The organism is Saccharothrix sp. ALI-22-I (assembly GCF_001984175.1).
GTDB lineage: Bacteria > Actinomycetota > Actinomycetes > Mycobacteriales > Pseudonocardiaceae > Actinosynnema.
Window position 1 is genome coordinate 108,506 of the sequence record NZ_MTQP01000065.1, and the last position, 21,230, is coordinate 129,735.

18 protein-coding genes are annotated in these 21,230 nt (G+C 70.5%); 12 read left to right on the forward strand and 6 right to left on the reverse strand.

Features of this window, described 5'->3' with window-relative positions:
• Positions 1-73: 73 nt before the first annotated feature.
• Positions 74-307 (forward strand): hypothetical protein, encoded by a 234-nt coding sequence (locus tag ALI22I_RS27265; protein WP_077008405.1) that lies wholly within the window; start codon positions 74-76, stop codon positions 305-307.
• Here the strand turns inward: ALI22I_RS27265 and ALI22I_RS27270 are convergent, their stop codons facing one another.
• Complete coding sequence (locus ALI22I_RS27270) at positions 308-3,250, reverse strand: LamG-like jellyroll fold domain-containing protein (RefSeq protein ID WP_083752045.1); 2,943 nt, start codon at positions 3,248-3,250, stop codon at positions 308-310. It lies immediately after the preceding gene.
• Between the two features lie 292 nt (positions 3,251-3,542).
• On the opposite strand from ALI22I_RS27270, the gene ALI22I_RS27275 reads away from it, so the two are divergent.
• The 4 genes from ALI22I_RS27275 to ALI22I_RS27290 all read left to right on the forward strand — a co-directional run bounded on the left by ALI22I_RS27275 (position 3,543) and on the right by ALI22I_RS27290 (position 10,733).
• Complete coding sequence (locus tag ALI22I_RS27275) at positions 3,543-6,194, forward strand: AfsR/SARP family transcriptional regulator (RefSeq protein ID WP_238598594.1); 2,652 nt, start codon at positions 3,543-3,545, stop codon at positions 6,192-6,194.
• A gap of 175 nt (positions 6,195-6,369) precedes the next feature.
• A complete protein-coding gene (locus tag ALI22I_RS27280) occupies positions 6,370-6,939 on the forward strand; it encodes an NADPH-dependent FMN reductase (protein WP_077008408.1) in 570 nt (189 codons plus the stop codon).
• Between the two features lies 1 nt (position 6,940).
• Positions 6,941-7,927, forward strand: a complete 987-nt coding sequence (locus ALI22I_RS27285; protein WP_077008409.1) for a zinc-binding dehydrogenase — start codon at positions 6,941-6,943, stop codon at positions 7,925-7,927.
• Positions 7,928-7,937: 10 nt separating this feature from the next.
• Positions 7,938-10,733 (forward strand): helix-turn-helix transcriptional regulator, encoded by a 2,796-nt coding sequence (locus ALI22I_RS27290; protein ID WP_077008651.1) that lies wholly within the window; start codon positions 7,938-7,940, stop codon positions 10,731-10,733.
• 193 nt (positions 10,734-10,926) lie between these two features.
• On the opposite strand, the gene ALI22I_RS27295 is transcribed toward ALI22I_RS27290, so the two are convergent.
• Together ALI22I_RS27295 and ALI22I_RS27300 are read right to left on the reverse strand one after the other, a co-directional pair.
• Positions 10,927-11,778: a hypothetical protein gene (locus ALI22I_RS27295; RefSeq protein WP_077008410.1), complete on the reverse strand. Its 852-nt coding sequence runs from the start codon at positions 11,776-11,778 to the stop codon at positions 10,927-10,929.
• A 67-nt stretch (positions 11,779-11,845) separates the two neighbouring features.
• Positions 11,846-12,076 (reverse strand): hypothetical protein, encoded by a 231-nt coding sequence (locus ALI22I_RS27300; protein WP_143532457.1) that lies wholly within the window; start codon positions 12,074-12,076, stop codon positions 11,846-11,848.
• Between the two features lie 276 nt (positions 12,077-12,352).
• Here ALI22I_RS27300 and ALI22I_RS27305 point away from each other — a divergent pair, with 276 nt between their 5' ends.
• The 7 genes from ALI22I_RS27305 to ALI22I_RS27335 all read left to right on the forward strand — a co-directional run bounded on the left by ALI22I_RS27305 (position 12,353) and on the right by ALI22I_RS27335 (position 18,646).
• Entirely contained in the window at positions 12,353-13,375 is a 1,023-nt protein-coding gene (locus ALI22I_RS27305) for an XRE family transcriptional regulator (protein ID WP_238598595.1), read from the forward strand.
• Positions 13,372-14,535, forward strand: a complete 1,164-nt coding sequence (locus tag ALI22I_RS27310; protein WP_077008413.1) for a hypothetical protein — start codon at positions 13,372-13,374, stop codon at positions 14,533-14,535. The genes ALI22I_RS27305 and ALI22I_RS27310 overlap by 4 nt, the downstream gene beginning before the upstream one ends.
• Positions 14,536-14,671: 136 nt before the next feature.
• Positions 14,672-15,796 (forward strand): acyl-CoA dehydrogenase family protein, encoded by a 1,125-nt coding sequence (locus ALI22I_RS27315; RefSeq protein ID WP_077008414.1) that lies wholly within the window; start codon positions 14,672-14,674, stop codon positions 15,794-15,796.
• The gene (locus ALI22I_RS27320) at positions 15,796-16,821 is read left to right on the forward strand and encodes a s-methyl-5-thioribose-1-phosphate isomerase (RefSeq protein WP_077008415.1); all 1,026 of its coding nucleotides are present in this window, start codon (positions 15,796-15,798) and stop codon (positions 16,819-16,821) included. The genes ALI22I_RS27315 and ALI22I_RS27320 overlap by 1 nt, the downstream gene beginning before the upstream one ends.
• The gene (gene mtnC / locus ALI22I_RS27325; protein WP_083752079.1) at positions 16,814-17,479 is read left to right on the forward strand and encodes an acireductone synthase; all 666 of its coding nucleotides are present in this window, start codon (positions 16,814-16,816) and stop codon (positions 17,477-17,479) included. Before ALI22I_RS27320 ends, mtnC begins: the two co-directional genes overlap by 8 nt.
• Complete coding sequence (gene mtnB / locus ALI22I_RS27330; protein WP_077008416.1) at positions 17,476-18,060, forward strand: methylthioribulose 1-phosphate dehydratase; 585 nt, start codon at positions 17,476-17,478, stop codon at positions 18,058-18,060. Before mtnC ends, mtnB begins: the two co-directional genes overlap by 4 nt.
• A gap of 13 nt (positions 18,061-18,073) precedes the next feature.
• Positions 18,074-18,646, forward strand: coding sequence for a 1,2-dihydroxy-3-keto-5-methylthiopentene dioxygenase (locus ALI22I_RS27335; protein ID WP_077008417.1), 573 nt, complete (start codon positions 18,074-18,076; stop codon positions 18,644-18,646).
• On the opposite strand, the gene ALI22I_RS27340 is transcribed toward ALI22I_RS27335, so the two are convergent.
• Genes ALI22I_RS27340 through ALI22I_RS27350 form a run of 3 tightly spaced genes read right to left on the reverse strand, consistent with a single transcriptional unit; the run spans position 18,621 to position 21,212 of the window.
• Positions 18,621-19,256, reverse strand: a complete 636-nt coding sequence (locus tag ALI22I_RS27340; RefSeq protein WP_143532458.1) for an HD domain-containing protein — start codon at positions 19,254-19,256, stop codon at positions 18,621-18,623. The two genes, ALI22I_RS27335 and ALI22I_RS27340, sit on opposite strands and share 26 nt — an antisense overlap.
• Positions 19,195-20,547 carry a HAMP domain-containing sensor histidine kinase gene (locus tag ALI22I_RS27345; RefSeq protein ID WP_077008418.1) on the reverse strand — a complete coding sequence of 451 codons (1,353 nt, stop codon included), beginning with the start codon at positions 20,545-20,547 and terminating at the stop codon, positions 19,195-19,197. The genes ALI22I_RS27340 and ALI22I_RS27345 overlap by 62 nt, the downstream gene beginning before the upstream one ends.
• Positions 20,544-21,212 carry a response regulator transcription factor gene (locus tag ALI22I_RS27350; protein ID WP_083752046.1) on the reverse strand — a complete coding sequence of 223 codons (669 nt, stop codon included), beginning with the start codon at positions 21,210-21,212 and terminating at the stop codon, positions 20,544-20,546. The genes ALI22I_RS27345 and ALI22I_RS27350 overlap by 4 nt, the downstream gene beginning before the upstream one ends.
• Between the last annotated feature and the right edge of the window lie 18 nt (positions 21,213-21,230).

A 21,230-nucleotide genomic window follows, 5' to 3' on the forward strand; every position in this document is an offset into this window, starting at 1 on the left:
AACTCCTGACGCTAAACGCATCACCTGATCGTGCGATGGTGGGCTGTAGACGTTTATCGCTAGCGTCGTAGTCATGCACCTCAGCGCGAGTTCCGTGTTCAGCCACACCTACGTCGAAGTCGCCTCCGGCACCCAAGTGACCTGCGAGGTGGTGGCCGAGCAGCTCGAAGTGTTCGTCGGCGAACGCAGCGAATTGCTCGGCCTCTCCAACGGCGTGACCATCCTGCTCGGCGAAGAAGCCGTCAAACGCCTGCTCGACAACCTCACCGAAGGCCTTGCCGCCCTCAACGCGGACGAGGCCGCCTGATCAACCCCTGGCGTACGGCGTCGCCGACACGACCTCGAACGGCAGGTGCGTGATCGTCGTCCCGCCGCGCACGATCCGGAACTCGTCCAGCGCACCCTTGAACCACTCGGTGCCGCCCGGCCTCGCGCCGAGCTGAATACCGTCTACCGCGAACGTGTCGCCGTACGTCAGCGAGCCCTTGATCGCGGCTGTTCCCCGGACAGCGCCGTCCACGAGCAGTTCCAGCGTGCCGCCGGTCCGCCTCAGCACCACCTGGTGCCACTGGCCGTCCCCGAACGCGTCGGCACCGGCCGCCGTGATCTGGAAGGCTCCGGCGTCGGTCTGCACCAAGCCGAACAGGCGGTCCCGGCTCGGCTGCGCTCGCAGCCACAGCGCGCGTTCCGTCGCGCCGACGCCGTACGCCCACACCAACACCTGATCAGCCGTGCCGGCGGTGTACCGCATCCGGAAGTCGATGGCGAAGTCGCCGTCCAACGGCTGGTAGGGGATCACCACGTCGTCGTCGATGCCGTCGAACGCGAGTGCCCGACCCGTGAAACCGGTGGTGGTTGCCGCACTGCCGCGCACGGCGGAGTGGTGGCACTGCGCGGAGGTGTCCGCGGTCGCGGGGCCGAGTGGCGTGCGGACGACGTCGTGCGCCTGGGTGTTCTGGTGCTCGAACCCCCACCACAGCACGCGTTGCCCGGCCACGGTGAGCTGGACGTCGTCCATGTTGCCGTCGAGCACATCAGTCCCGTCCGGCTTGGAACCGACCCGTACCCCGAGCGTGTTCGACACCGACCCGGTCAGCCCGGTCGCCACGGCGGGGCTGCCGCCGTCGACGCTCAGCTCCACCCGGTCACCGACGCGTTTGAGCGACATCTGGTGCCACTCACCGTCGCCGAACGCCGTGGCCGCCGTCGTGTCGTTGAGCGCCACCGCGACCTGCCCCGAGTCGGTCTCCACCCACCCGTAGAGCCGGTCCGAGCCGGGCTGCGCCCGCACCCACACCGACGGTTTGCCCGCCGTCGCCCCGTACGCCCACAGCAGGGCGTGGTTGGCGGTGCCCGCCTGGTACTGGAACCACAGGGAGAAGGTGAAGTCCCGTGTCCCGGGGTCCAACGCCGGCGTGTACGGCACTTCGACACCGGGGTGCGTGGAGTCGATGTCCAACGCCGCACCCCCGACCCGGCCCACGACCGTGCCCCGGTAACCGCCCAGCAGTGAGCCGGCGGAGCAGCGTCCGGACAGGTCGTCGGTGATGGGGTTCGTCACCCGGGTCGGCGCCACGGCCCCGTCCACGGTCTGGAAGGGCAGGTTCACCACCTCGACACCGGCCTTGCGGAGCGTGAAGTCCTTGAGGTTGCCGGAGAACGGGTCGATGCCGTCGAGCCGTGATCCCAGCCGCAGTCCCGTGCGGGTCTTCGTCACCGCGCCCGCGACGCCCGTCGCGGTGGCCGAGACGCCGTCCACGGTGAGCGTGATCCGGCTTCCGGTGCGGGACAGGGAAAGGCGGTGCCAGGCGTTGTCGGCGTAGGCGTTGTTCAGCGTGACCGTGGCTCCTCCGGTCGTGCCTTGGACCCACGCCACCAACTGGCCCTGCTGGATGCGCGCCCAGACCTGTGGGATGCCCGAGCCCTGGCCGTAGGCCCAGAACAGTGCTTGGTTGGCCGTCGAACCGCCGTGCCGGAACGACGTCTCGATGGTGAAGTCCTGCGCGCCGACGTCCAGTGAACGGGCGAAGGGCACGTCGGCGCTGCCGGTGAGGCCGGCGTTCACCGTGCCGCGCACATAGGCGTCGTTGGCCTGGACCGTGGTGTCCGGCGAGGTCGGGCCGGCGGTCGGCGTCGCCTCGGCGGTCGGGTTCGTGCCGCCGGGGATCTGCGCCTGCTGGGTGGTGAAGCGGTTGAACCGGATCTCGTCGGCGGAGAAGTCCGTGCCGCCTTCGTACAGCAGCCCGATTTCGCCGGTGGCCAGCTCCGCGAGGTCCGAGTACCCGGCCCGGCTGCCGTTGACCAGGCCGCCGGCGGTCCAGGTGACGCCGTTGTCGGTGGAGTAGCGGATGCGCATGAGTTCGCGGTCGGTCGGATCGGACGGGCCGGAGAACAGCAGGGTGCCGTTGCGCAGGGCCAGTACCGCGCCCTGCACGTTCGGCGTGGTCAGGCTGGGGATCGGCGTGGACGCGGACACCGTCGTGCCGCCGTCCGTGCTGATCGCGCGGGTGCGGTGGTTGCCGGTGGTGATCTCGTTGCGCCCGGCGACGTACACGTCCCCGTTGGCCAGTTCGGCCACGGACATCTCGCCGGGCCGGACCTTGCCCTCGACGTAGGAGTCGGGCGTCTGGCTGGCGTACCAGTTGTCCCCGTGATCAGGGCTGTAGAGCACTCCGGCGTGCACGACGTTCCCGACGGCTTGGTGCGCTCCGACGACCAATCGGCCGCTGCGCAACTGGATGCCGTGCGACGGCCCGGTGGCGAACCAGCCGCGCGTGGTCCCGTCGAACGAAGCCGGAATCTGCCGTGCGGCGGACCAGGTCACCCCGTCGTCGTCACTGTGCTGCACCCAAGGCAACCGGGCACCGCCCGGCACGGCCTCGTTGGACGTGGACAACAAGAACACCCGACCGGTATCCCGATCCACAACGGGCGACGGATTCCCCCGCGTGAACGGCCGTTCAAGATCCTCCGGAACGCCGCTCAACACCACGCGGGTAGGCCCCCAGGTCCGCCCGTCGTTGGTGGACCGCCGAACCACGATGTCGATATCCCCGCGATCGGCACAGGAAGGCGACTCACGAGCCTCGGCAAACGCCAACAACGTGTCCGCCGAGGTCCGCACCAGCGCCGGAATCCGATAACACCCGTACCCACCGGTCCCGCCCTTGAACAACACGTGTTCAACCCCGATGGAGGACGGCGACGCCGGGACGCCACTACCCCCAGCCGGCATCGCCGTCCAGCTCATCAGCCCGAGGACCAGCGCAAACCCCAGAAGTCTTCGCACTGAACCAGGCTAGGCACCCGCACTACCGACCCACTTCCACGCCGCTTCCGCAGCATGAGCGAGGGGGGCCGCGGCGTCCCGACCGGCCAGGGGGGAGAGAACCGGTCGGGACGTCGACCCCTCGTTCCAGCGGAGGTTGTGGGATCTCCGCCGGGGGTTCCTTCATCGATCCGCGGTCATGGGGACACCCTGCTCCTGTGATCGGGAGCGAACCTAGGATGAACCTTGAACCGGCTGTTCGAGGGGGCTGAGCGTGGAATTCGGACTGCTCGGCGGTGTTCGGGCGCGGGTGGGCGGGGACGACCTCGACATCGGTCACATCCGTCAACGCAGCGTGCTGGCCGCCCTGCTGCTGGAGGCTGGGCAGCCTGTGTCGGTCGAACGGCTGGTGGGCCGCGTTTGGGGAGGTCAGCCGCCTCTGCGCGGCCGGGAGACGCTGTACGGGTACGTGTCCAAACTGCGTGCCGCGGGCATCGACATCCAGCGCCGACCGGGCGGGTACCTGCTGGAGACCGACCGGGTCGACCTGGTGGAGTTCCGGGCCCTGGCCAAGCGGGCCCGCAACGAACCGGACCAGCGTGCCGCCTGGCTGTACGACCAGGCCCTGAACCTCTGGCGCGGTGAGGCGTTGGACGGGCTCGACGCGCCGTGGTTCGCCCAGGTCAGGGAGGCCCTGCACGCCGAACGCGCGACCGTCGAACTCGACCGCAACGACGTCGCCATCAGGCTCGGCGACCACGCCGCCCTGCTCCCCGCCCTGCGCAACGCCGCCCAGGACAACCCCCTGGACGAACGCCTCGCCGGCCAGCTCATGCTCGCGCTGCACCTGAGCGGCCGGTCGTCGGAGGCCCTGCAGCACTACGACGCGGTGCGCCGGCTGCTCGCCGACGAGCTGGGCACCGACCCCGGCAAGCCACTGCAAGAGCTCTACCTGCGGTTCCTGGGTCAGGAACAACCGCAGGCCCAGGAGTCGGGCAAAGCCGTTCCGCGCCAGCTACCGGCCCCGCAACGGTGGTTCACCGGCCGCGAGAAGGAGATCGCCGACCTGTCCGAACCGGCGTCCACGGTCGTCATCACGGCGATCGGCGGCGCGGGCGGCATCGGGAAGACGGCGTTGGCGCTGCACTGGGCGCACCAGCACCTGGACGACTTCCCGGACGGCCAGCTCTACGTCAACCTGCGCGGCTTCGACCCGGCCGGCGACCCGGTCGCGCCCCAGACCGCCCTGCGCGGTTTCCTCGAAGCCCTCGGTGTCGGCGACCCACCGGCCGACCTCGACGCCCAAGCCGCCCTCTACCGCAGCCTGCTCGCCGACAAACGCATCCTGGTCGTGCTGGACAACGCCCGCGACACCACCCAGATCATCCCGCTCCTGCCTGGTGGCGCGCACTGCACCGTCCTGGTCACCAGCCGCGTGCAGCTCATCGGCCTGCTCACGGCCCACGGCGCGCGCTCGGTCGCGTTGGACGTCCTCGACGAGCGCGAATCCCGCGAGTTCCTCACCGCCCGCCTGGGCGCGGAACGCGTGGAAGCCGAACCGGATGTCACCGGTGAACTGCTGGCCCTGTGCGGCGGCCTCCCGTTGGCCCTGAGCATCATCGCGGCGCGTGCCGTCACCCAGCCGGACCTCCCGCTGTCCGCGCTCACCGACGAGCTGAAGGACCAGCGCCTGGACGCGTTGGACGACCTCAGCGCCGACCTGCGCACGGTGTTCGCCTGCTCGTTACGGGTGCTCGCCCCCGAGGCGAAACAGCTGTTCGGCCTGCTCGGCCTGACCTGCGCCCCCGACCTGAGCCTGCGCGCGATCACCGCCCTCACCGGCCTGCCGAACACGCGCAAGCTGCTCAGGGAACTGGAAGCCGCCCACCTGGTCCAGCAGCACCGGGTCGGCCGCTACCGCATGCACGACCTCGTGCGCCTCTACGCCGCCGAAGTCGCCCCTGCTTCCGCCGACGCCAACCTGCGCGATTTCATCGGCTACTTCGCCGCCACCGCGTACCACGGCGACCGCCTCATCGAGCCCCACCGCCCCCCGATCCCCGCCCCGGACGGCGCCGCGACACCGTTGGCGGACACCGCCGCCGCGATGGACTGGTTCGACGCCGAGTACGAATCGCTGCTGGCCGCCCAACTCCTGGCCACCTCCCACCGCTGGCACGACGTCGCCTGGCACCTGGCCTGGGCGCTCACCAACTACCACCTGCGCCGGGGTCACGCGGCCGAGGACATCGCGGTCTGGCGGGCCGCTCTGGACGCCGCCGACGCGCTCCAGGACCGGTTCAAGCAGGTCTCGGCGCACAAGTTCCTCGGCATGGCGTTGACCGACGTGGGCCGTTACGACGACGGCGACCACCACCTGCGGCAGGCGTTGGCGCTGGTGGAGGACGATTACGGCAAGGCGGGCGCACACCGTGCGATGGCGTGGGCGATGGAACGCCGTGGCAACCTCACCGGCGCTCTGGAGCACGCGCAGGCGCAGCTGGAGCGCTTCCGCGTGCTCGGCATCCCGGTCCGCATCGCCGAAGCCCTCAACGACGTCGGCTACCGCATGGCCCGGCTCGGCGACTACGTCCGGGCCGAGGAACACTGCCTGGAAGCGTTGGCGCTGAACAAGGAACTGGGGCACGTCGAAGGCGAAGCGGCCACTTCGGACAGTCTCGGCTACATCGCCCACCACCACGGCCGTGACGCCGACGCCGTCGAGCACTACCGCCACGCCCTGAAGCTCTACCGGCAGTTGGACAACTCCTACGAGGAGGCCACCGTCCTACGGCACTTCGGCGACGTCCTCGCCGCCGTCGGCCGGCACCCCGACGCGCGTGACGCCCGCCAACGAGCCCTCACCCTCTTCCGCGCCCAGGGCCGGACCGAGGACGCCGACGTAGTCCTGGCGCTGCTCGCTTGACTGTGTTTGATGGCCGCTGCTCCGCAGACGGCGGGCTCGGTCGCCTGGAAGTCGCGACCTCGCGCGGTGGTCCCGGAGCAGCGGCAATCCAACACAGACCAGTCATGTGACAGATGCCCGTGACCTCCCCTCGCTCATAGCTTCGACACCACAACAGCGAGGGAGGAACTCCGAAATGATCAAGCTGGCGATCATCGTGGGCAGCACCCGCAAGGGCCGGTTCGCACCGGTCGTGTCGAACTGGTTCGCCGACCGGGCCAAGCAGCGCGACGACCTGACCGTGGACGTGCTGGACTTGGACGACCTCGACCTGCCGGACCGGCTGCACGGCTTCGGTGAGGACCCGGCGCCCGAGGTCGCGCTGGTCTCGCCGCGCTTGGCGGAGGCCGACGCGTTCGTCGTCATCACGCCCGAGTACAACCACAGCTTCCCGGCGCCGTTGAAGAGCGCCATCGACTGGCACTTCACCGAGTGGCAGGCCAAGCCGGTCGGGTTCGTCTCGTACGGCGGCATGGGCGGCGGGTTGCGGGCGGTCGAGCAGTTGCGGCAGGTCTTCGCCGAACTGCACGCGGTCACCGTGCGGGACGCGGTCAGCTTCCACGGCGCGTGGCAGCGGTTCGACGAGACCGGGAACCCGGTGGACGCGGACGAGGTCAACAAGGCCGCGACGACCGTGCTCGACCAGCTCGTCTGGTGGGGGACGGCACTCAAGGAGGCCCGCGCCAAGCGGCCTTACGGGGCCTGACGTGCGCGCCGTCCGCCTGCACGCGTTCGGCGACGCCGATCTGCTGGCGTACGAGGAGGTCGAGGACCCGAAGCCCGGTCCTGGGCAGGTGCGGATCGCGGTGCGTGCCGCAGGGGTGCACCTGGTGGACGCGGTGATCCGGCGCGGCTGCGGCACGTGGGTGCCGTTGCCGGATCTGCCCACCATCCCGGGTAGTGAGGTCGCGGGCGTGGTGGACGCGGTCGGCTTCGGCGTTGACGATGCGTGGCTGGGGGAGCGGGTGGTGACGCAGCTCGGCCTGGCCAGCGGGGGGTATGCCGAGCTGGCCGTGCGGGAGGTCGGCGCGCTGCACGTCATCCCGGACACGCTCGGCTTCTCCGCAGCCGTCTCGATGATCTGCACCGGCAGCGCCGCTTTGGGCGTGTTGGACGCGGCCGCACCTGGGCCGGACGACGTGATCCTGGTAACGGCCGCCGCCGGTGGTGTCGGGGCGATGCTGGTCCAGGGGGCTTCTCGGGCCGGGGCGTTCGTCGTGGGGCTGTCCGGGTGCGGGGAGAAGCAGCGGGTGGTGGTGCGGTCCGGTGCGGCGGTCGCGGTCGACTACCGGCAGGAGGGTTGGCAGGAGGAGGTCATGGCGAACCTGGGCGGACGGGAGGCCACAGCGGTGTTGGACGGGGTCGGTGGCGAGGTCGGGCGGGACGCGCTGGACCTCCTCGCGCCCGGCGGGCGGCTGGTGATGTTCGGTTCGTCGTCGGGCGAACTGCTGCCGGTGTCGACGGCTGACCTGTTCGAACGCTCGCTGACGGCGATGGTCGCGGTCGGCCCGCACGTAGCGAAGCGCGCCGGCGGGCTGCGGGCGTTGGAGGCGCGGGCGTTGGCGGAGGCGGCGTCTCACCGACTGACGCCGGTGGTGCAGACGTTCCCGTTGGCGGAGGCGGGGCGGGCGCACGCGGCAATGGAGAGCCGGCACACCATCGGCAAAGTCGTCCTCGTCCCGAACGCCGGCTAGTGTCGTGACCATGCTGCACGGGAGATCGGCCGAACTGGCCGTGGTCGACCAACTCTTGGCCGACGCCCGCGCCGGCCGCAGCGGTGTGCTCGTCGTGCGCGGCGAGGCAGGCATCGGCAAGTCCGCCCTACTCGAATACGCCGCCCTCAAAGCCGAATCCCCGAGCTCAGGCCGGTCGGGTGCCGAATCGTCCGGCCCGGAATTGTCAGACCCCTCTGGCACAATGAAAACAGGGGAACCCCTGGCGGGTACCTCTGCGAAGCAATCGCCCGGAGCGTTCAGGGTTCTGCGCGGTACGGCGATCGAGTCCGAGTCGGTCGTGCCGTTCGCCGGGTTGAACCTCCTCCTCGGCTGCGCCGTGGACCACCTCGATTCACTGCCGCCCAACCAGGCCTCCGCACTGCGCGGCGCGCTGGGCCTCGCCCCGTCCGACGGCGGCGATTGCTACCTCGTCGGCTTGGCCCTCCTCACCCTCCTCGCCGACCTGGCCGACGAAGGGCCGGTCCTCTGCCTGGTGGACGACGCGCACTGGCTGGACCAAGGTTCCGCGCACGCCCTCCTCTTCGCCGCACGCCGCCTCCAGGCCGAAGGCATCGCCCTCCTCTTCGCCGCCCGCGACCTGCACGCGCCGCCGTTCCCCGCCCCCGGCCTGCCGGAACTGCGCCTCACCGGCCTGGCCCCCGAACACGCCACCGCCCTCCTCGACGAGCACGCCGCCGACCTCCCGCGCTACGTCCGCGAGCAGATCGCCCAGGAAGCGCGCGGCAACCCGTTGGCGTTGCTGGAACTCCCCGCCGCGCAACGTGAAGGCCACCTGCCCGCCGCGCACGCCTACCGCGTCGCCGCCCTCCCCACCCACAGCCGCATCCAGCAGACCTTCGCCGACCGCATCGGCACCCTGCCCGAACGCACCCGCACCCTCCTCCTCATCGCCGCCGCCGACGACACCGGCGACCCAGGCGTCGTGTTCAAGGCCGCCGCCCTCCTCGGCGCGTCCGTGGACGACCTGGAAGTCGCCGAGCAACGCCAACTCCTGCGTTCCGACGAGGGCCGCCTGACCTTCCGCCACCCCCTGATCCGCGCCGCCGCCTACCAGAGCGCGTCACTGGTACGACGCCTCGCCGTGCACAAAGCCCTGGCCGAAGTGCTGGACGACGCCCACCGCAGCGCGTGGCACCTGGCCGCCGCCACCACCGCGCCCGACGAGAACGTGGCGGCGGCGTTGGCCCGCACCGCCGAGGACGCGCGCGGCCGGCGTGGGTACGTCGCTGTCGCGTCGGCCTACCAACGTGCCGCCGAACTGACCCCCGACCCCGTGCAGCGATCACGGCGGCTGGCGCAGGCGGCCGGCGCGGCGGGCGCGGCAGGCCAGTTCGACCGCGCGGCCGTGCTCGCCGACCAGGCGTGGCACCTGGTGACGGAGCCGGTCGACGGCGCCCAGGTGGCCCGCATCCAGGCCAGGTTGGCCAGTGAGCAGGGACGTTCGGTGGAGGCGTCGGCGCAGCTCGCCCGCGCCGCGACGTGCGCCGCGCACACCGACCGGGAACTGGCGGGGGAGTTGCTGTTCTACGCCGCCCAGAACGCGTGGGCGGGTCGGGATTTCGACGCCATCCAGGAGATCGCGGAACGGGCGGTCGGCCTGCCCGGCGCCGCCGACACGCAAGCCGTCGCGCAAGCGGCCCTGGGTCTGGACGGCAACGACGTGCCCGGTGGCCTCAAGGCGCTGCGGAAACTGCTCAAATCCCCGTACGCCGGCGGCTCGGGCAACGCGGTGACCGCCTGGTGGCACCTCATCCTCGGCGACGACCACGCCGCCTACGACTGGGCCTACCGGCTGGAACGCGAGTCCCGTGCCCAAGGCGCTCTCGGCGTGCTGCCCCGCGCCCTCGCCTACCTGGCACGTGGACGTCTGCACCTCGGACAGCACCGCGATGCCCGCGCCACCGCCGAAGAAGGCCTGCGGATCGCGGCCGACATCGGCCAGGAGTTCAGCGTCGGCTACCTGTCCAGTGTGCTCGCCGAACTGGCCGCCATCGAGGGCGACGAGGCCCGCTGCGAGCAGTTGGTGGCGACGTTCACCGGCGGCCCGCCCCCGTCCGTGCGCGCCGCGTGCGCGTTGGCGTTGCTGGACCTCGGTCTCGGCCGCCACGAAGCCGTGCTGGACCGGCTGGCCGACGTCGCCGCCGGCGCGCACCGGCTCTACGCCATCACCAGCCTGCCCGACCTGGTGGAAGCCGCCGTCCGGCTGGGGAAGCACGCCTCCGCCGAGGACGCCGCCGCCTGGTACGACGAGTGGGCGTTGAACACCGGCCAACCGTGGGCGCAGGCCGTCGCGTCACGCTGCCGTGCCCTGCTCACCGACGATGAACAGTGGTTCACCCAAGCAGTGGACCTGCACCGCACCAACGAGGGTCGCCCGTTCGAAAGAGCCCGCACCGAACTCCTGTACGGGGAGTGGCTGCGCCGAGCCCGCCGCAAGACCGACGCCCGCACCCACCTGCGTTCCGCGCTGGACCTCTTCGAACGCCTGGGCGCGACCCCGTGGGCAGCCCGCGCCCGCACCGAACTCCGCGCCACCGGCGAAAGCCGAGCCGTGCCAGGCCCCGACCCGTTGAGCGCCCTAACCCCGCAAGAACTCCAGGTAGTGCGGCTGGCCGCCGAAGGCCTGAGCAACCGCGACATCGGCGCCCAACTCTTCCTGAGCCCTCGCACCGTCGGCTACCACCTCTACAAGGCGTACCCGAAACTCGGCGTCGCCTCGCGAGTGGAACTGGGCAAGCTAGACCTGACCGACCAACTCGTCTAGCCCCATCGCCATCTCCTCCGCCGCCGTGATCAACACCTGAGCGCTCAACTCACCTATTCCGAACGCAGGACACGCGCGACGCGAACGTTGGACACGCCCAACCTGAACGTAGGACACACGCGCGTGTCCAACGTTGGGAACGCGCGTGTCCAACGTTCAGAACGCGCGTGTCCAACGTTGGGAACGGGTGAGTTCAACGTTCGGAACGTGGGCGGCGGGTGGTTGGTGAGGTGATGCGGGCGGCGGAGATGGGGCGTTGGGTCGTCGTGTAGGTGCCGGTGGATGAGGTGTTGACGCTCCAGCGGTAGCGGGCGAACTCGCCGGTTGTGTCGGAGGCGTAGAACATCATGTGGCCGTAGCCCGCGCCGTCCGTCTCGGCGGTCGCGTTGAAGATCCGGTTGTCCGGGAACCGGAAGTAGTTGCCCACCCCGTACATCCCGTGCGGCTCGGACGTGCAGTCCACGACCTCCACCGCGTACTGCGTCTCACCGGGGAAGTTCAGGCTGGGGCTGGGCGCGGTGTAGACGCCCTTGACCGAACGCACCATCACCACGTGCCCGGTGTTGGTGTCCTGGTCGTTCCGGTAATCGACGGCGATCAGATCACCCGGTCGGAGGTCCGCCACCCCGGTGACGCGCTCGAAGTGCGGGATGTCCCGCTCGGCGAACGCCGCCCGGTAGTCACGCGCGAACGGGCTCGCCACACCAAAGTGGGTGCTGAAGAAAGCCGAAGTCGCCCACCTGTACGTGCGCTTCAGCACGGCCGTCTGGAACGAAGCGCACTGGCTCTGGTTCACCCACCCCGACGCGTCGCCGGGCGAACCCCACCGGACCACGTTCGGCTGGTGCGGCTCCTTGTACGTGTTGTTGGCCAACGGGCAGGTCGGCAACGACAGGTAGGCGACCAGCTGCTCGGCCTCCAACAGGTGCGGTGTGGACGTCTGATGTGGACGCGGCGCCTGGGCCAACGCGGTCGTCCCGAGGGTCGCGGTCACCCCTACGGCGACGGCGGTTCCCCCCAGGAACGAGCTGCGCGACAGGTCCATCGTGCGACTCCCCCTTCGATGCGGGCCCGCATACCGTAGTCGAAGGGGGTGGGCCGCACGTGGCGGTTCAGCGCACGTAGACCAGCAGCACGGTGGTCAGAACGGTGCACAGGGCGAGCATCGTGGCGATTCCCGTCATGGCGGCCCCGGCCGACAGGAGGATCCGGGTGAGCATGCCCAGCACCCGGCGGAGCAGCCGGGCCAGGCCCATGACCAGCGCCATCGCGCCCATCATGATCATCACCACCAGTGGCGTCCACTCGGTGGTCTCGGATGTTTGAGCTAGTGCGGTGAGCATGTTCATAGCGACCCCCGGATGGCTTCCTGGGTGAACTTCACCTAGACTCACTGAAGTTGACTGAACCTCAGTAACCTGAGGGTAAGTCCAGCTGTACTTGACTGACAAGGTCCTTCTGGGGGTATCGGGTCGTGACTTTTCTCCGCAATCGTGTAGTTTCGCTCTTCAGCTGATACGCTGAAGTTCACTGAAGGGCGCGCGGACGTGGTTGTTACGGGTGACTCCCACTCGCTGGCGCACCGCCTTCGGGCGTTGCGCGAGGAGCTGTGGCCTGACGTGACGATCACCCAGAGTGATCTTGCTGAAGCGTTCAGCGCCGACAAGCCCGCCAGCGTGCCCCTGCTGTCGTCGTGGGAGAGCCGCAGCAAGCCCAAGACACCACCGCTGCACCGCCTCGCCGCCTACGCCACGTTCTTCGCCACCAAGCGCTCCGTCGAGCACCGCCCCTACCGGCTGATCCCGGTCGAGGAGCTGACCCCCGACGAACTGCGCCGCCGCGAGGAACTATTGAGCGAACTGACCGACCTCAGGGCCGCCGAACAACGCGACATCGGCACGGCACCGGAGCCGGACCGCGCCAAACGGGGCTTCTGGTACTTCGACGACCGGCACGTCATCACGATCGTGGTCGCCCAGCTCCCCGCGGAACGACGCGCCATGATGCCGTACGCGGACCCCACCCAGCCCGACTACGTCGAGCTCTACACCTACGCCGACCTCGACGCCCTGATCGAGCTGCACGGCCACATCCGCGCGCTCAACCCGAACAGCCAGGTCAACTTCCGCATCGCCACCGACCTCGCGCCGGACGACTACACCACGCACCTCGTGCTGCTGGGCGGCGTCGACTGGAACCTGGTCACCCGCGAGCTGCTGACCCGCGTCGACCTGCCCGTCACGCAGGTCGGCCGGCACGACGACTCCGAGTCGGGCGGGTTCGTGGTGCACGCGCAAGGTGCCGGCGAACGCCTGTTCGCACCCAAACTCGCCAACATCGGCGGCAACGAGGTCCTCCAAGAGGACGTCGCGCACTTCTTTCGCGGCACGAACCCGTTCAACCACAAACGAACGGTGACGGTCTGCAACGGCATGTACGGCCGGGGGACCCTCGGCGTCGTGCGTGCGCTCACGGACGGCAGGTTCCGCGATCGCAACGCGGAGTACCTGAAGCAGCGATTCCCAGACCTCGACTCGTACAGCATCCTCACCAGGGTGCAGGTCGTGAACGGCCAAGTGGTCACGCCGGACTGGAACCTGCCCGAATCACGACTGTTCGAATGGCCGGAGGGCCAGGGGTGAAAACCACCGTCGACTCGCGGGCGACCCGGCACCACGGATCGCACCGCGAGCTGCTGCTGACGACGACCAGCACGGCCGCGCCGATGTCGAAGATCGACGCCATCATCGTGCCCACCGCGCGCCGCGCCGCAGCCATGGAGAACGCCGTGGCCCTGGCCGCGGAACTCGGGTGCGTCGTGGTCGCGCTGTGCAGCGGCTACTCGTCACCCGCCCTGATCGCGCAGATGGCGCGCCGAGCCGGAGCCGAACTCGTGGCCGTCGACGTCGGCCACCTCCCGCCGGGCCTGCTCCCGGCGTTCGAGACCACGACCATGCTCGAAGGCACGATCTTCGAGCGCAAGGTCGACACCAGCCTCAAGCGCAACCTGGGCCTGCTCCTGGCCGGCGTGGTCGGGTGGGAGCGCATCGCGTTCCTCGACGACGACATCGTGGTCCCGGACCCGCTGGACCTCAACCGCGCGGCCGACCTGCTCAAGTCGAGCACGGCCGCCGCCCTCGCGGTCGAGGGGTTCCCGGACAACTCGGTCGTGTGTCACGCCTTCAGGGACGTCGGCGGCCCTCAGGACACGTTCATCGGCGGCGGCGCCCTGGTGATCGGGCGTTCGCTGCTGAAATCGTTCTTCCCGAACGTCTACAACGAGGACTGGTTCTTCCTGCTGGACGACCAGGGAATCGGTTCGTCGGCCGTGGTCGGCCAAGCGCTGCAAAAGGTCTACGACCCGTTCGCGAACGACATCCGGGCGCGTTCCGAGGAATTCGGCGACTGCCTGGGGGAGGGTTTGTTCGCTTTGCTCGACGAAGGCGGCACGCTCGCCCACGCGGACTCGTACTTCTTCGAGCGGTTCATCGCCGATCGACGCGCGATGATCAGCGACATCATCGACAAGGTCGCCGCCCGTGCCGACTCGGTGGAAAAGCAGAGAATGCTCGTGGCGCTGAAAGCGGCGCGCGGCCGCTGCCAGCTCATCACGCCCGACATCTACGTCGACTACATGACGGCCTGGCGCCGTGACCGCGATATGTGGCGCGTCCACATCGAAGAACTGCACGCCCGCTGGTTGCCGAGGAAGCGGCACCGCAACGCCACTGTGCAACTCGGTCTGGAAAAGGCGTTGGTGGAACTCGGTTTGCTCAGCTGCACCCGACACGTCACGCGGTGACGGGCCGGGCTTCCCGCTAGGTCGCCCGCCCGGCGCAGCTTCCCGGTGGAGGCGTCCACGTGGCGGAACGCACGGCTCGGCGCGTGTCGCGGCCATTACGCTCGGGTTGCTGGGGCGACGAGCGTGGAGGACGTGGATGACGAGCACCGATGGTCGGCAGAAGTGGCTGACCGTCGCCGAGGAGTTGGCTGTTGGGCTGCGGGTGGACGCGGCCGAGCGGGATCGGCGAGGAGCTGAACCGGTGGCCGAGGTTGCCGCGCTGCGGCAGTCCGGCGTGCTGACGATCGGTGACTGGGTCACCCAGCAGGCGGTCACACGGGTGGTCGGTGCGGCCGATGCCAACGTCGGGCACCTCCTCGGGTACCACTACCTCCAGGTCTGGCGCAGCGGACTGTTCGACAACCCGGCGTTCGACGCCGGGGACAACCTCTTCTGGGCAGGCGTCAGCAACCCGTTGGACGCGGCGCTGGAGTTGCGGCCCGTCGACGGCGGGTTCGAGGTCACGGGGCGCAAGACGTTCGCCACCGGGGCCTCGGTGGCCGACCGGCTCGTGGTCAGCGCCACCCGCACCGACAACGGCGCCAAGCTGACCTTCACCCTCGACGCGAAAGCCGAGGGCATCACCTACGCGGGCGACTGGGACAACATCGGCCAACGCCTCACCGCCAGCGGCGGCGTGGTGTTCGACCACGTCCACGTGCCCGCCGACCAGGTCTTGGGCGTGCACGACGAGACCAGCCCGCGCCTCTCACTGGCCGCCCTGGGCTTCCAACTCGCGCTCGCCCAGCTGTACGTGGCGATGGCCGAGGGCGCCCTGGCCGAAGCCGCCCAGTACACCCGCACGACCACCCGGCCGTGGTTCCTCAGCGGCGTCGACAAGGCCACCGCCGACCCGTACATCGTCGGCACCTACGGCGAACTGGTCGCTGAGACGCAGGCGGCAGGCTTCCTCACCGACCACGCCTCGGGCCGGCTGCGCCAGGCCTCCGAGCGCGGCGCCGACCTGACCGCCGACGAACGCGCCGAGACCGCCGCCGCCATCTCGTCGGCCAAGATCGTCGCCACGAAGGTCGCCAACCAGACCACCAGCCGGGTGTTCGAGCTGTGCGGCGCCCGTGCCACCGCGGCCGGCTACGCGTTCGACCGGTTCTGGCGCAACGCCCGCACGCTCACCCTCCACGACCCCGTGTCGTACAAGGCCCGCGAGGTCGGCGCGTACTTCCTCACCGGCGAGCACGCGCCGTTCACCGGGTACAGCTGATGGAGCCGCTGCTCGCGCGCAGCGTGCGCCTGGAAGACGACGGCGTGCACGTGCTGGACCGGCGGAACTTCCCGTTCGAGAAGGTGTGGGTGCGCTGCGGCACGGTCGCCGAGGTCGCCAAGGCCATCGAGGACATGGTCACCCAGTCCTCCGGCCCGTACTTCGCCGCGCTGTGGGGCATGGTGCTCGCCGCCCGCGAAGCCCGCGGCCTGCCAAGGGAAGACGCCCGCGCCTACCTCGACCAGGCCGGACAGCTGCTGATCGCCACCCGCCGCACCAACAACCACCTGCGCAAGGCCGTCGCCGCCGTGCTGGCCGGCGTGGACGCCAACGACGACCTCGAAGCCGGAGCGCTGGAAGGCGCGAAGGCGGGGGACGAGCGCTACCGCGAACGCAGCCGCAAGCTCGGCACGCACACCGCCGAGCTGTTGCCGGACGAAGGCGCCGTGCTCACGCACTGCTGGGCCGACCTCTACCTGACCGAGACCGTCACCGCAGCTCAAGCCATGGGCAAACGCTTGCGGTTCGTGTGCACGGAGACCCGCCCGTACCTCCAGGGCGCCCGCCTCACCGCCGAGACCCTGGCCGAGATGGGCGTCGACACGACCCTCATCACCGACGGCATGGGCGCGGCCGTCATGTCCACCGGCCAGGTGGACGTGCTGCTCACCGCCGCCGACCGGGTCACCATGGACGGGCACGTGGTCAACAAGGTCGGCACGCTCGGCCTGGCCGTCGCCGCGCAAGCGTTCGACCTGCCGTTCCTGGCCATGGTGCAGGCGCCGGACCGGCTCGCGCCCGCCGCCGCCGACGTGCCGATCGAGTACCGGCCCGGTGACGACGTGCTGCACACGCTGGGCCGCCGCACGGCCACCGACCGGGCCCGCGGCCTGTACCCGGCGTTCGACGTGACACCGCCGCGGTTCGTGACCTCGGTGGTGACCGACCGCGGTGCGTACGCTCCGCACGAGCTGGCTGATTACTACGTTGAGGCCGATGGAGATGGTGGAGCGGTTCATGACTGAGTGGGTAGTGCTGGACATCGAGGGCACGCTCAGCGCCACCGACCAGGTTCTGGTCACGCTGTACGACTACGCCCGGCCGCGGCTCGGTCCGTGGATCGACGAGCACGCCGACGACCCGGCCGTGGTCGAGGCGGTCGCGCAGATCCGCGAGCTGTCCGGTGTGGACGGCGGCACGGACGAGCTGGTCGCGGTGCTGCACGGGTGGATGGACTCCGACCGGAAGGTCACCCCGCTCAAGACGTTGCAGGGCCTGATCTGGCAGCGCGGTTACGCCGAGGGCGACCTGGTGGCCGAGTTCTTCCCCGACGTCGTGCCCGCCCTGCGCGAGTGGCATGAGCAAGGCGTCAAGCTGGCCGTGTTCTCATCCGGTTCGGTGGCCGGTCAGGTGGCGTTCTTCGCCCACACCACCGACGGCGACCTGACGTCGTTGTTCGAGTACCACTTCGACACGGTGAACGCGGGCCCGAAGCGCGAGGCCTCCTCGTACCTGAAGATCGCGTCCGTGCTCGGTTCGACCGACATCACGTTCTACTCCGACGTGCCCGCCGAACTGGATGCCGCCGTCGAAGCGGGCTGGCAGACGGTCGGCGTCGCGCGTCCCGGCGAGCCGTACGGCGACGCGGACTTCGGTCCACACCGGACGGTGGACGCGCTGTGACGCCCGGTGAGGCGCTGGCCGCCGAATGCGCCCGGTACACCGCGATGGGCTGGATGCGCGGCACGTCGGGCAACCTGTCGGTGGTCGTGGACCGCGACCCGTTGCGGCTCGCGGTGACGATCAGCGGCAAGGACAAGGGCGAGCTGACGCCCGACGACGTCGTGCTGATCGACGCGGAGGGCCGCACCGACGACCCGGTGCGGGTGCCGAGCGCCGAAGCGGGCCTGCACGGGCGGATCGCGGCGGTGTCCGGGGCGGGCGCGGTAGTCCACGTGCACGCCCTCGCGCCCGTGGTCGCGGCCGAGCACTGGCCGGACGGCGTCGAACTGCGCGACCTGGAGATGCTCAAGGGCTTCGGACGGCAGGCGCACGAGACCGTCCTCATCCCGGTCGTGCCGAACAGCCAGGACATGCGGGTGCTCGGCGACGCGTTCGAGGCCGGGTTCCGCAAGGACGTGCCGGCCTTGATCGTGGCCCGGCACGGCGTGTACGTGTGGGGCGACGACCTGCACCAGGCCCGGCACCGGCTGGAGTGCCTGGAGTGGCTGTTGCGCTTCAAACTGGAGACCCGCGAGAGCTGAGGAGGTAGACGCGATGACGTTGCTGACCGTGTGGTCGGACACCGACCCGGAGACCGTGGTGCTGCGCACCGCCGACCCCGCCGAGATCGCCGTCGAGCTCAAGCAGTTGGGCGTGCGCTACGAGCAGTGGCCGGTCGTGCCCGGCGTGACCAGGGAGAACGCCCTGGAGGTGTACGCCGAGCAGGTCGCGCACGTCACCGAGACCGAGGGCTACATCCTGGTCGACGCGATGGAGATGACCCCGTCGGACGACCCGGAGTGGCTGGAGTCGGCCGGTCAGGCGCGGCTGAAGTTCCTCGCCGAGCACACGCACGACGACGACGAGGACCGGTTCTTCGCCCGGGGCGCGGGGGTGTTCTACCTGCACGTCAAGGAGCGCGTGTACGGGGTGCTGTGCGAGGCGGGCGACCTGCTGAGCGTGCCGGAGAACACCACGCACTGGTTCGACATGGGCACCCGGCCGGACTACGTGTCGATCCGGTTCTTCCACGACGACGACGGCTGGGTCGGCAACTTCACCGGCAGCGAGATCGCCCGGTCGTTCCCGACCTTCGACGTGCTCATGGCCGGTCACCGAGGTCGCTGAGGCCACCGAGGTCGCCGAGCGAGCTGAGTTCGGCGGCGAGGTTGGCTTTGGCGCGCGCCTCCCACCGGTCGCGTGCCTGCGGCGTGACGTACAGCGGGTCGCGTTGCGCGAGGGTGCGCAGGACGTTCGCGCGGCCGATCCGCCAGGCGTCGTCCGGGACGTGCGCGTATTCGGTGCGCACGGCGGTCCGGTAGAGCTCGTAGGTGGCGGGGTCGGAGCCGAGGATGGCCAGGTCGGCGTCCAGGAGCAGGCACGTCAGCGGGTCGTCGGAGGTGTGGTTGACGGTGGCCAGCACGAGGTCGGCCACGTCGTCGGCCTCGGGGAGCCCGGCGAGCCGTTCGCGGACCCACTCGGCGCTGCGGCGCTCGTCGTCGCCCGGCTTGCCGTCGTAGACGACGTCGTGCGCCAGGGCGGCGAGGGTGAGGACGGCTCGTTCGCGCGCGGTGCGGTGGTCGGCTTCGGCCAGCACGTTCACGTCCCGGACGACGGCGAGCACGTGGTCGGCGTTGTGGTAGCCGCGGTGCGGTTCGGCGTACCGTTCGGCCAGGTCACCGGGGTCGTGCGTGCCGCCCAGCTCGCGGACCGCGTCGTGCCATGACACTTCGAGCATCGGGCAACCTCACCGTGAAAGCCGCGCCGCCCTCGGGCGCGGGACCGGCTTCGATCGTGCCACCGAGCCTGGTCACCAGGCCGTGCACCAGCGCCAACCCGACACCCGTGCCGACCGGCCGGGACCGCTCGTACTTCGCGTGCAGGGCGCCCTTGCGGAACGCCACCCGGTAGTCCTCTTCGGACAGCCCCGGGCCGCCGTCGCGCACTTGCAGCACGTCGTGCAGCGACAGCACCACCGGCCGGCCCGCGGGCGTGAGCCTCAGCGCGTTCTCCAACAGCCCGTCCAGCACCTGGCGCAGCCGGCGGGCGTCGGTGGTGCGGACGGTCGGGTGCGGGGGCAGTTCGAGCCGGAACTCGACGCCCTTCGCCGCGCACCGGGCCCGCCACACCTCGGCGGCGTGGGAGACGAGTTCGGTGAGGTCGACCGGGGCGAGGTCGACCCGGAAGTCGTCCGCACCCAGCCGGGCCAGGTCCAACAGGTCGGTGACCAGCCGGTCCAGCCGGTGCGCCTCCTGCTGGATGGTGCGGCCCACGCCTGCCACATCGGGCCCGGACACCACGCCGTCGGCCAGCGATTCGGCGAACCCGGTCACCGCGGTCAACGGTGTCCGCAGTTCGTGCGAGACGGACAGCAGGAACTCCCGCTGCCGGGCTTCACTGCGGGCCAACGCGTCGGCCAGCGCGTTCACCGCGCCACCGACCTCCGCCACCTCGGCCGGCCCGTGCTCGGGTGCCCGCAGATCCCGCCGCCCACCGCTCATGGTGTGCGCGACGGCCGCCGTCTGCCGCAACGGTCGCGCGACCACCTTGCCGAGCAACAACCCCGCCACCGCCGCCACCAGCAGCCCGATGCCCAACGCGAACGCGATGTTCCGCAACAGCCTGCGCCCCGGTCCGCCGCCCGTCGCCGCCTCCTGCACCAGCGCGACCCCGGCCCGAACCTCCACCAGACGCGTGCCGACCGTGCCGGACTTCGACCCCGCCTCCCGAACCGCGCGCACCGCCTGCGGATCACCGACCAGACCACCGTCCGGTCCGATGAGGACCACCGCGATGCCCTGCCCCCGCAGCACCTCGGCCACCCGCAACCGCCCCGGCCTGCCGACCTCGCCGAGCTGCTCGGCCACCACGTCCGCCTGATCCGCCAACGCCTCACGGGTGACCTCACGGGACGCGGTCATCACCAGCCGTGCCGACACCAGACCGGCCACGATCACCGCGACTCCGGCCACGGCCAGGCACAGCGCGGTGATCCGGAACGCGAGGCTCGTCCGCGCGCCGCTGTTCACGGTGCCTCCGCCGAGTAGCCGACCCCGCGAACGGTCCGGATTGGACTGCGTTCGCCGAGCTTCGCCCGCAGCTGCGCGACGTGCACGTCCACCGTCCGAGTGCCCGCCGCCGCCGCGTAACCCCAGACCGCGCTCAGCAGCTGTTCCCGCGCGAACACCCGTCCCGGGTGGCGCATCAGGTGTGCCAGCAGCTCGAACTCGGTGGACGTCAACGCCACCTCGGCCTCACCGACCCACACCCGCCGCCGGTCGCCGTCCAGGCGTACGTCGCCGACCACGTGCACCGGGTTGACCTGCGGTGTTCCCCGGCGCAGCACGGTGCGGACCCGGGCCACCAGCTCACGCGGGCTGAACGGCTTGGTCACGTAGTCGTCCGCGCCCAGCTCCAGCCCGAGCACCCGGTCCACCTCGTCGTCCCGCGCGGTCACGAAGAGGACCGGGGTCCAGTCGCCCGCCGCGCGCATCGCCCGGCACACCTCGACCCCGTCCAGACCGGGCAGGCCGACGTCCAGCAGCACCGCCACCGGCCTGAGCCGCCGCACCGCGGCCAACGCGGCGTGCCCGTCCGACTCCACGTGCACCCCGAACCCGTCCCGCCGCAGGTAGAGGCTGATCAGGTCGGCGATGGCCCGTTCGTCCTCCACGACCAGCACGAGTCCCTGCACGCCGCGAATGGTGGCACG

Coding starts and splice junctions, on each gene's coding strand:
- ALI22I_RS27265 (WP_077008405.1), top strand. CDS start 74: ATGCACCTCAGCGCGAGTTCCGTGTTCAGCCACACCTACGTCGAAGTC.
- ALI22I_RS27270 (WP_083752045.1), bottom strand. CDS start 3,250: ATGAGCTGGACGGCGATGCCGGCTGGGGGTAGTGGCGTCCCGGCGTCG.
- ALI22I_RS27280 (WP_077008408.1), top strand. CDS start 6,370: ATGATCAAGCTGGCGATCATCGTGGGCAGCACCCGCAAGGGCCGGTTC.
- ALI22I_RS27290 (WP_077008651.1), top strand. CDS start 7,938: ATGCTGCACGGGAGATCGGCCGAACTGGCCGTGGTCGACCAACTCTTG.
- ALI22I_RS27295 (WP_077008410.1), bottom strand. CDS start 11,778: ATGGACCTGTCGCGCAGCTCGTTCCTGGGGGGAACCGCCGTCGCCGTA.
- ALI22I_RS27300 (WP_143532457.1), bottom strand. CDS start 12,076: ATGCTCACCGCACTAGCTCAAACATCCGAGACCACCGAGTGGACGCCA.
- ALI22I_RS27315 (WP_077008414.1), top strand. CDS start 14,672: ATGACGAGCACCGATGGTCGGCAGAAGTGGCTGACCGTCGCCGAGGAG.
- ALI22I_RS27320 (WP_077008415.1), top strand. CDS start 15,796: ATGGAGCCGCTGCTCGCGCGCAGCGTGCGCCTGGAAGACGACGGCGTG.
- mtnC (WP_083752079.1), top strand. CDS start 16,814: ATGACTGAGTGGGTAGTGCTGGACATCGAGGGCACGCTCAGCGCCACC.
- ALI22I_RS27335 (WP_077008417.1), top strand. CDS start 18,074: ATGACGTTGCTGACCGTGTGGTCGGACACCGACCCGGAGACCGTGGTG.
- ALI22I_RS27340 (WP_143532458.1), bottom strand. CDS start 19,256: ATGCTCGAAGTGTCATGGCACGACGCGGTCCGCGAGCTGGGCGGCACG.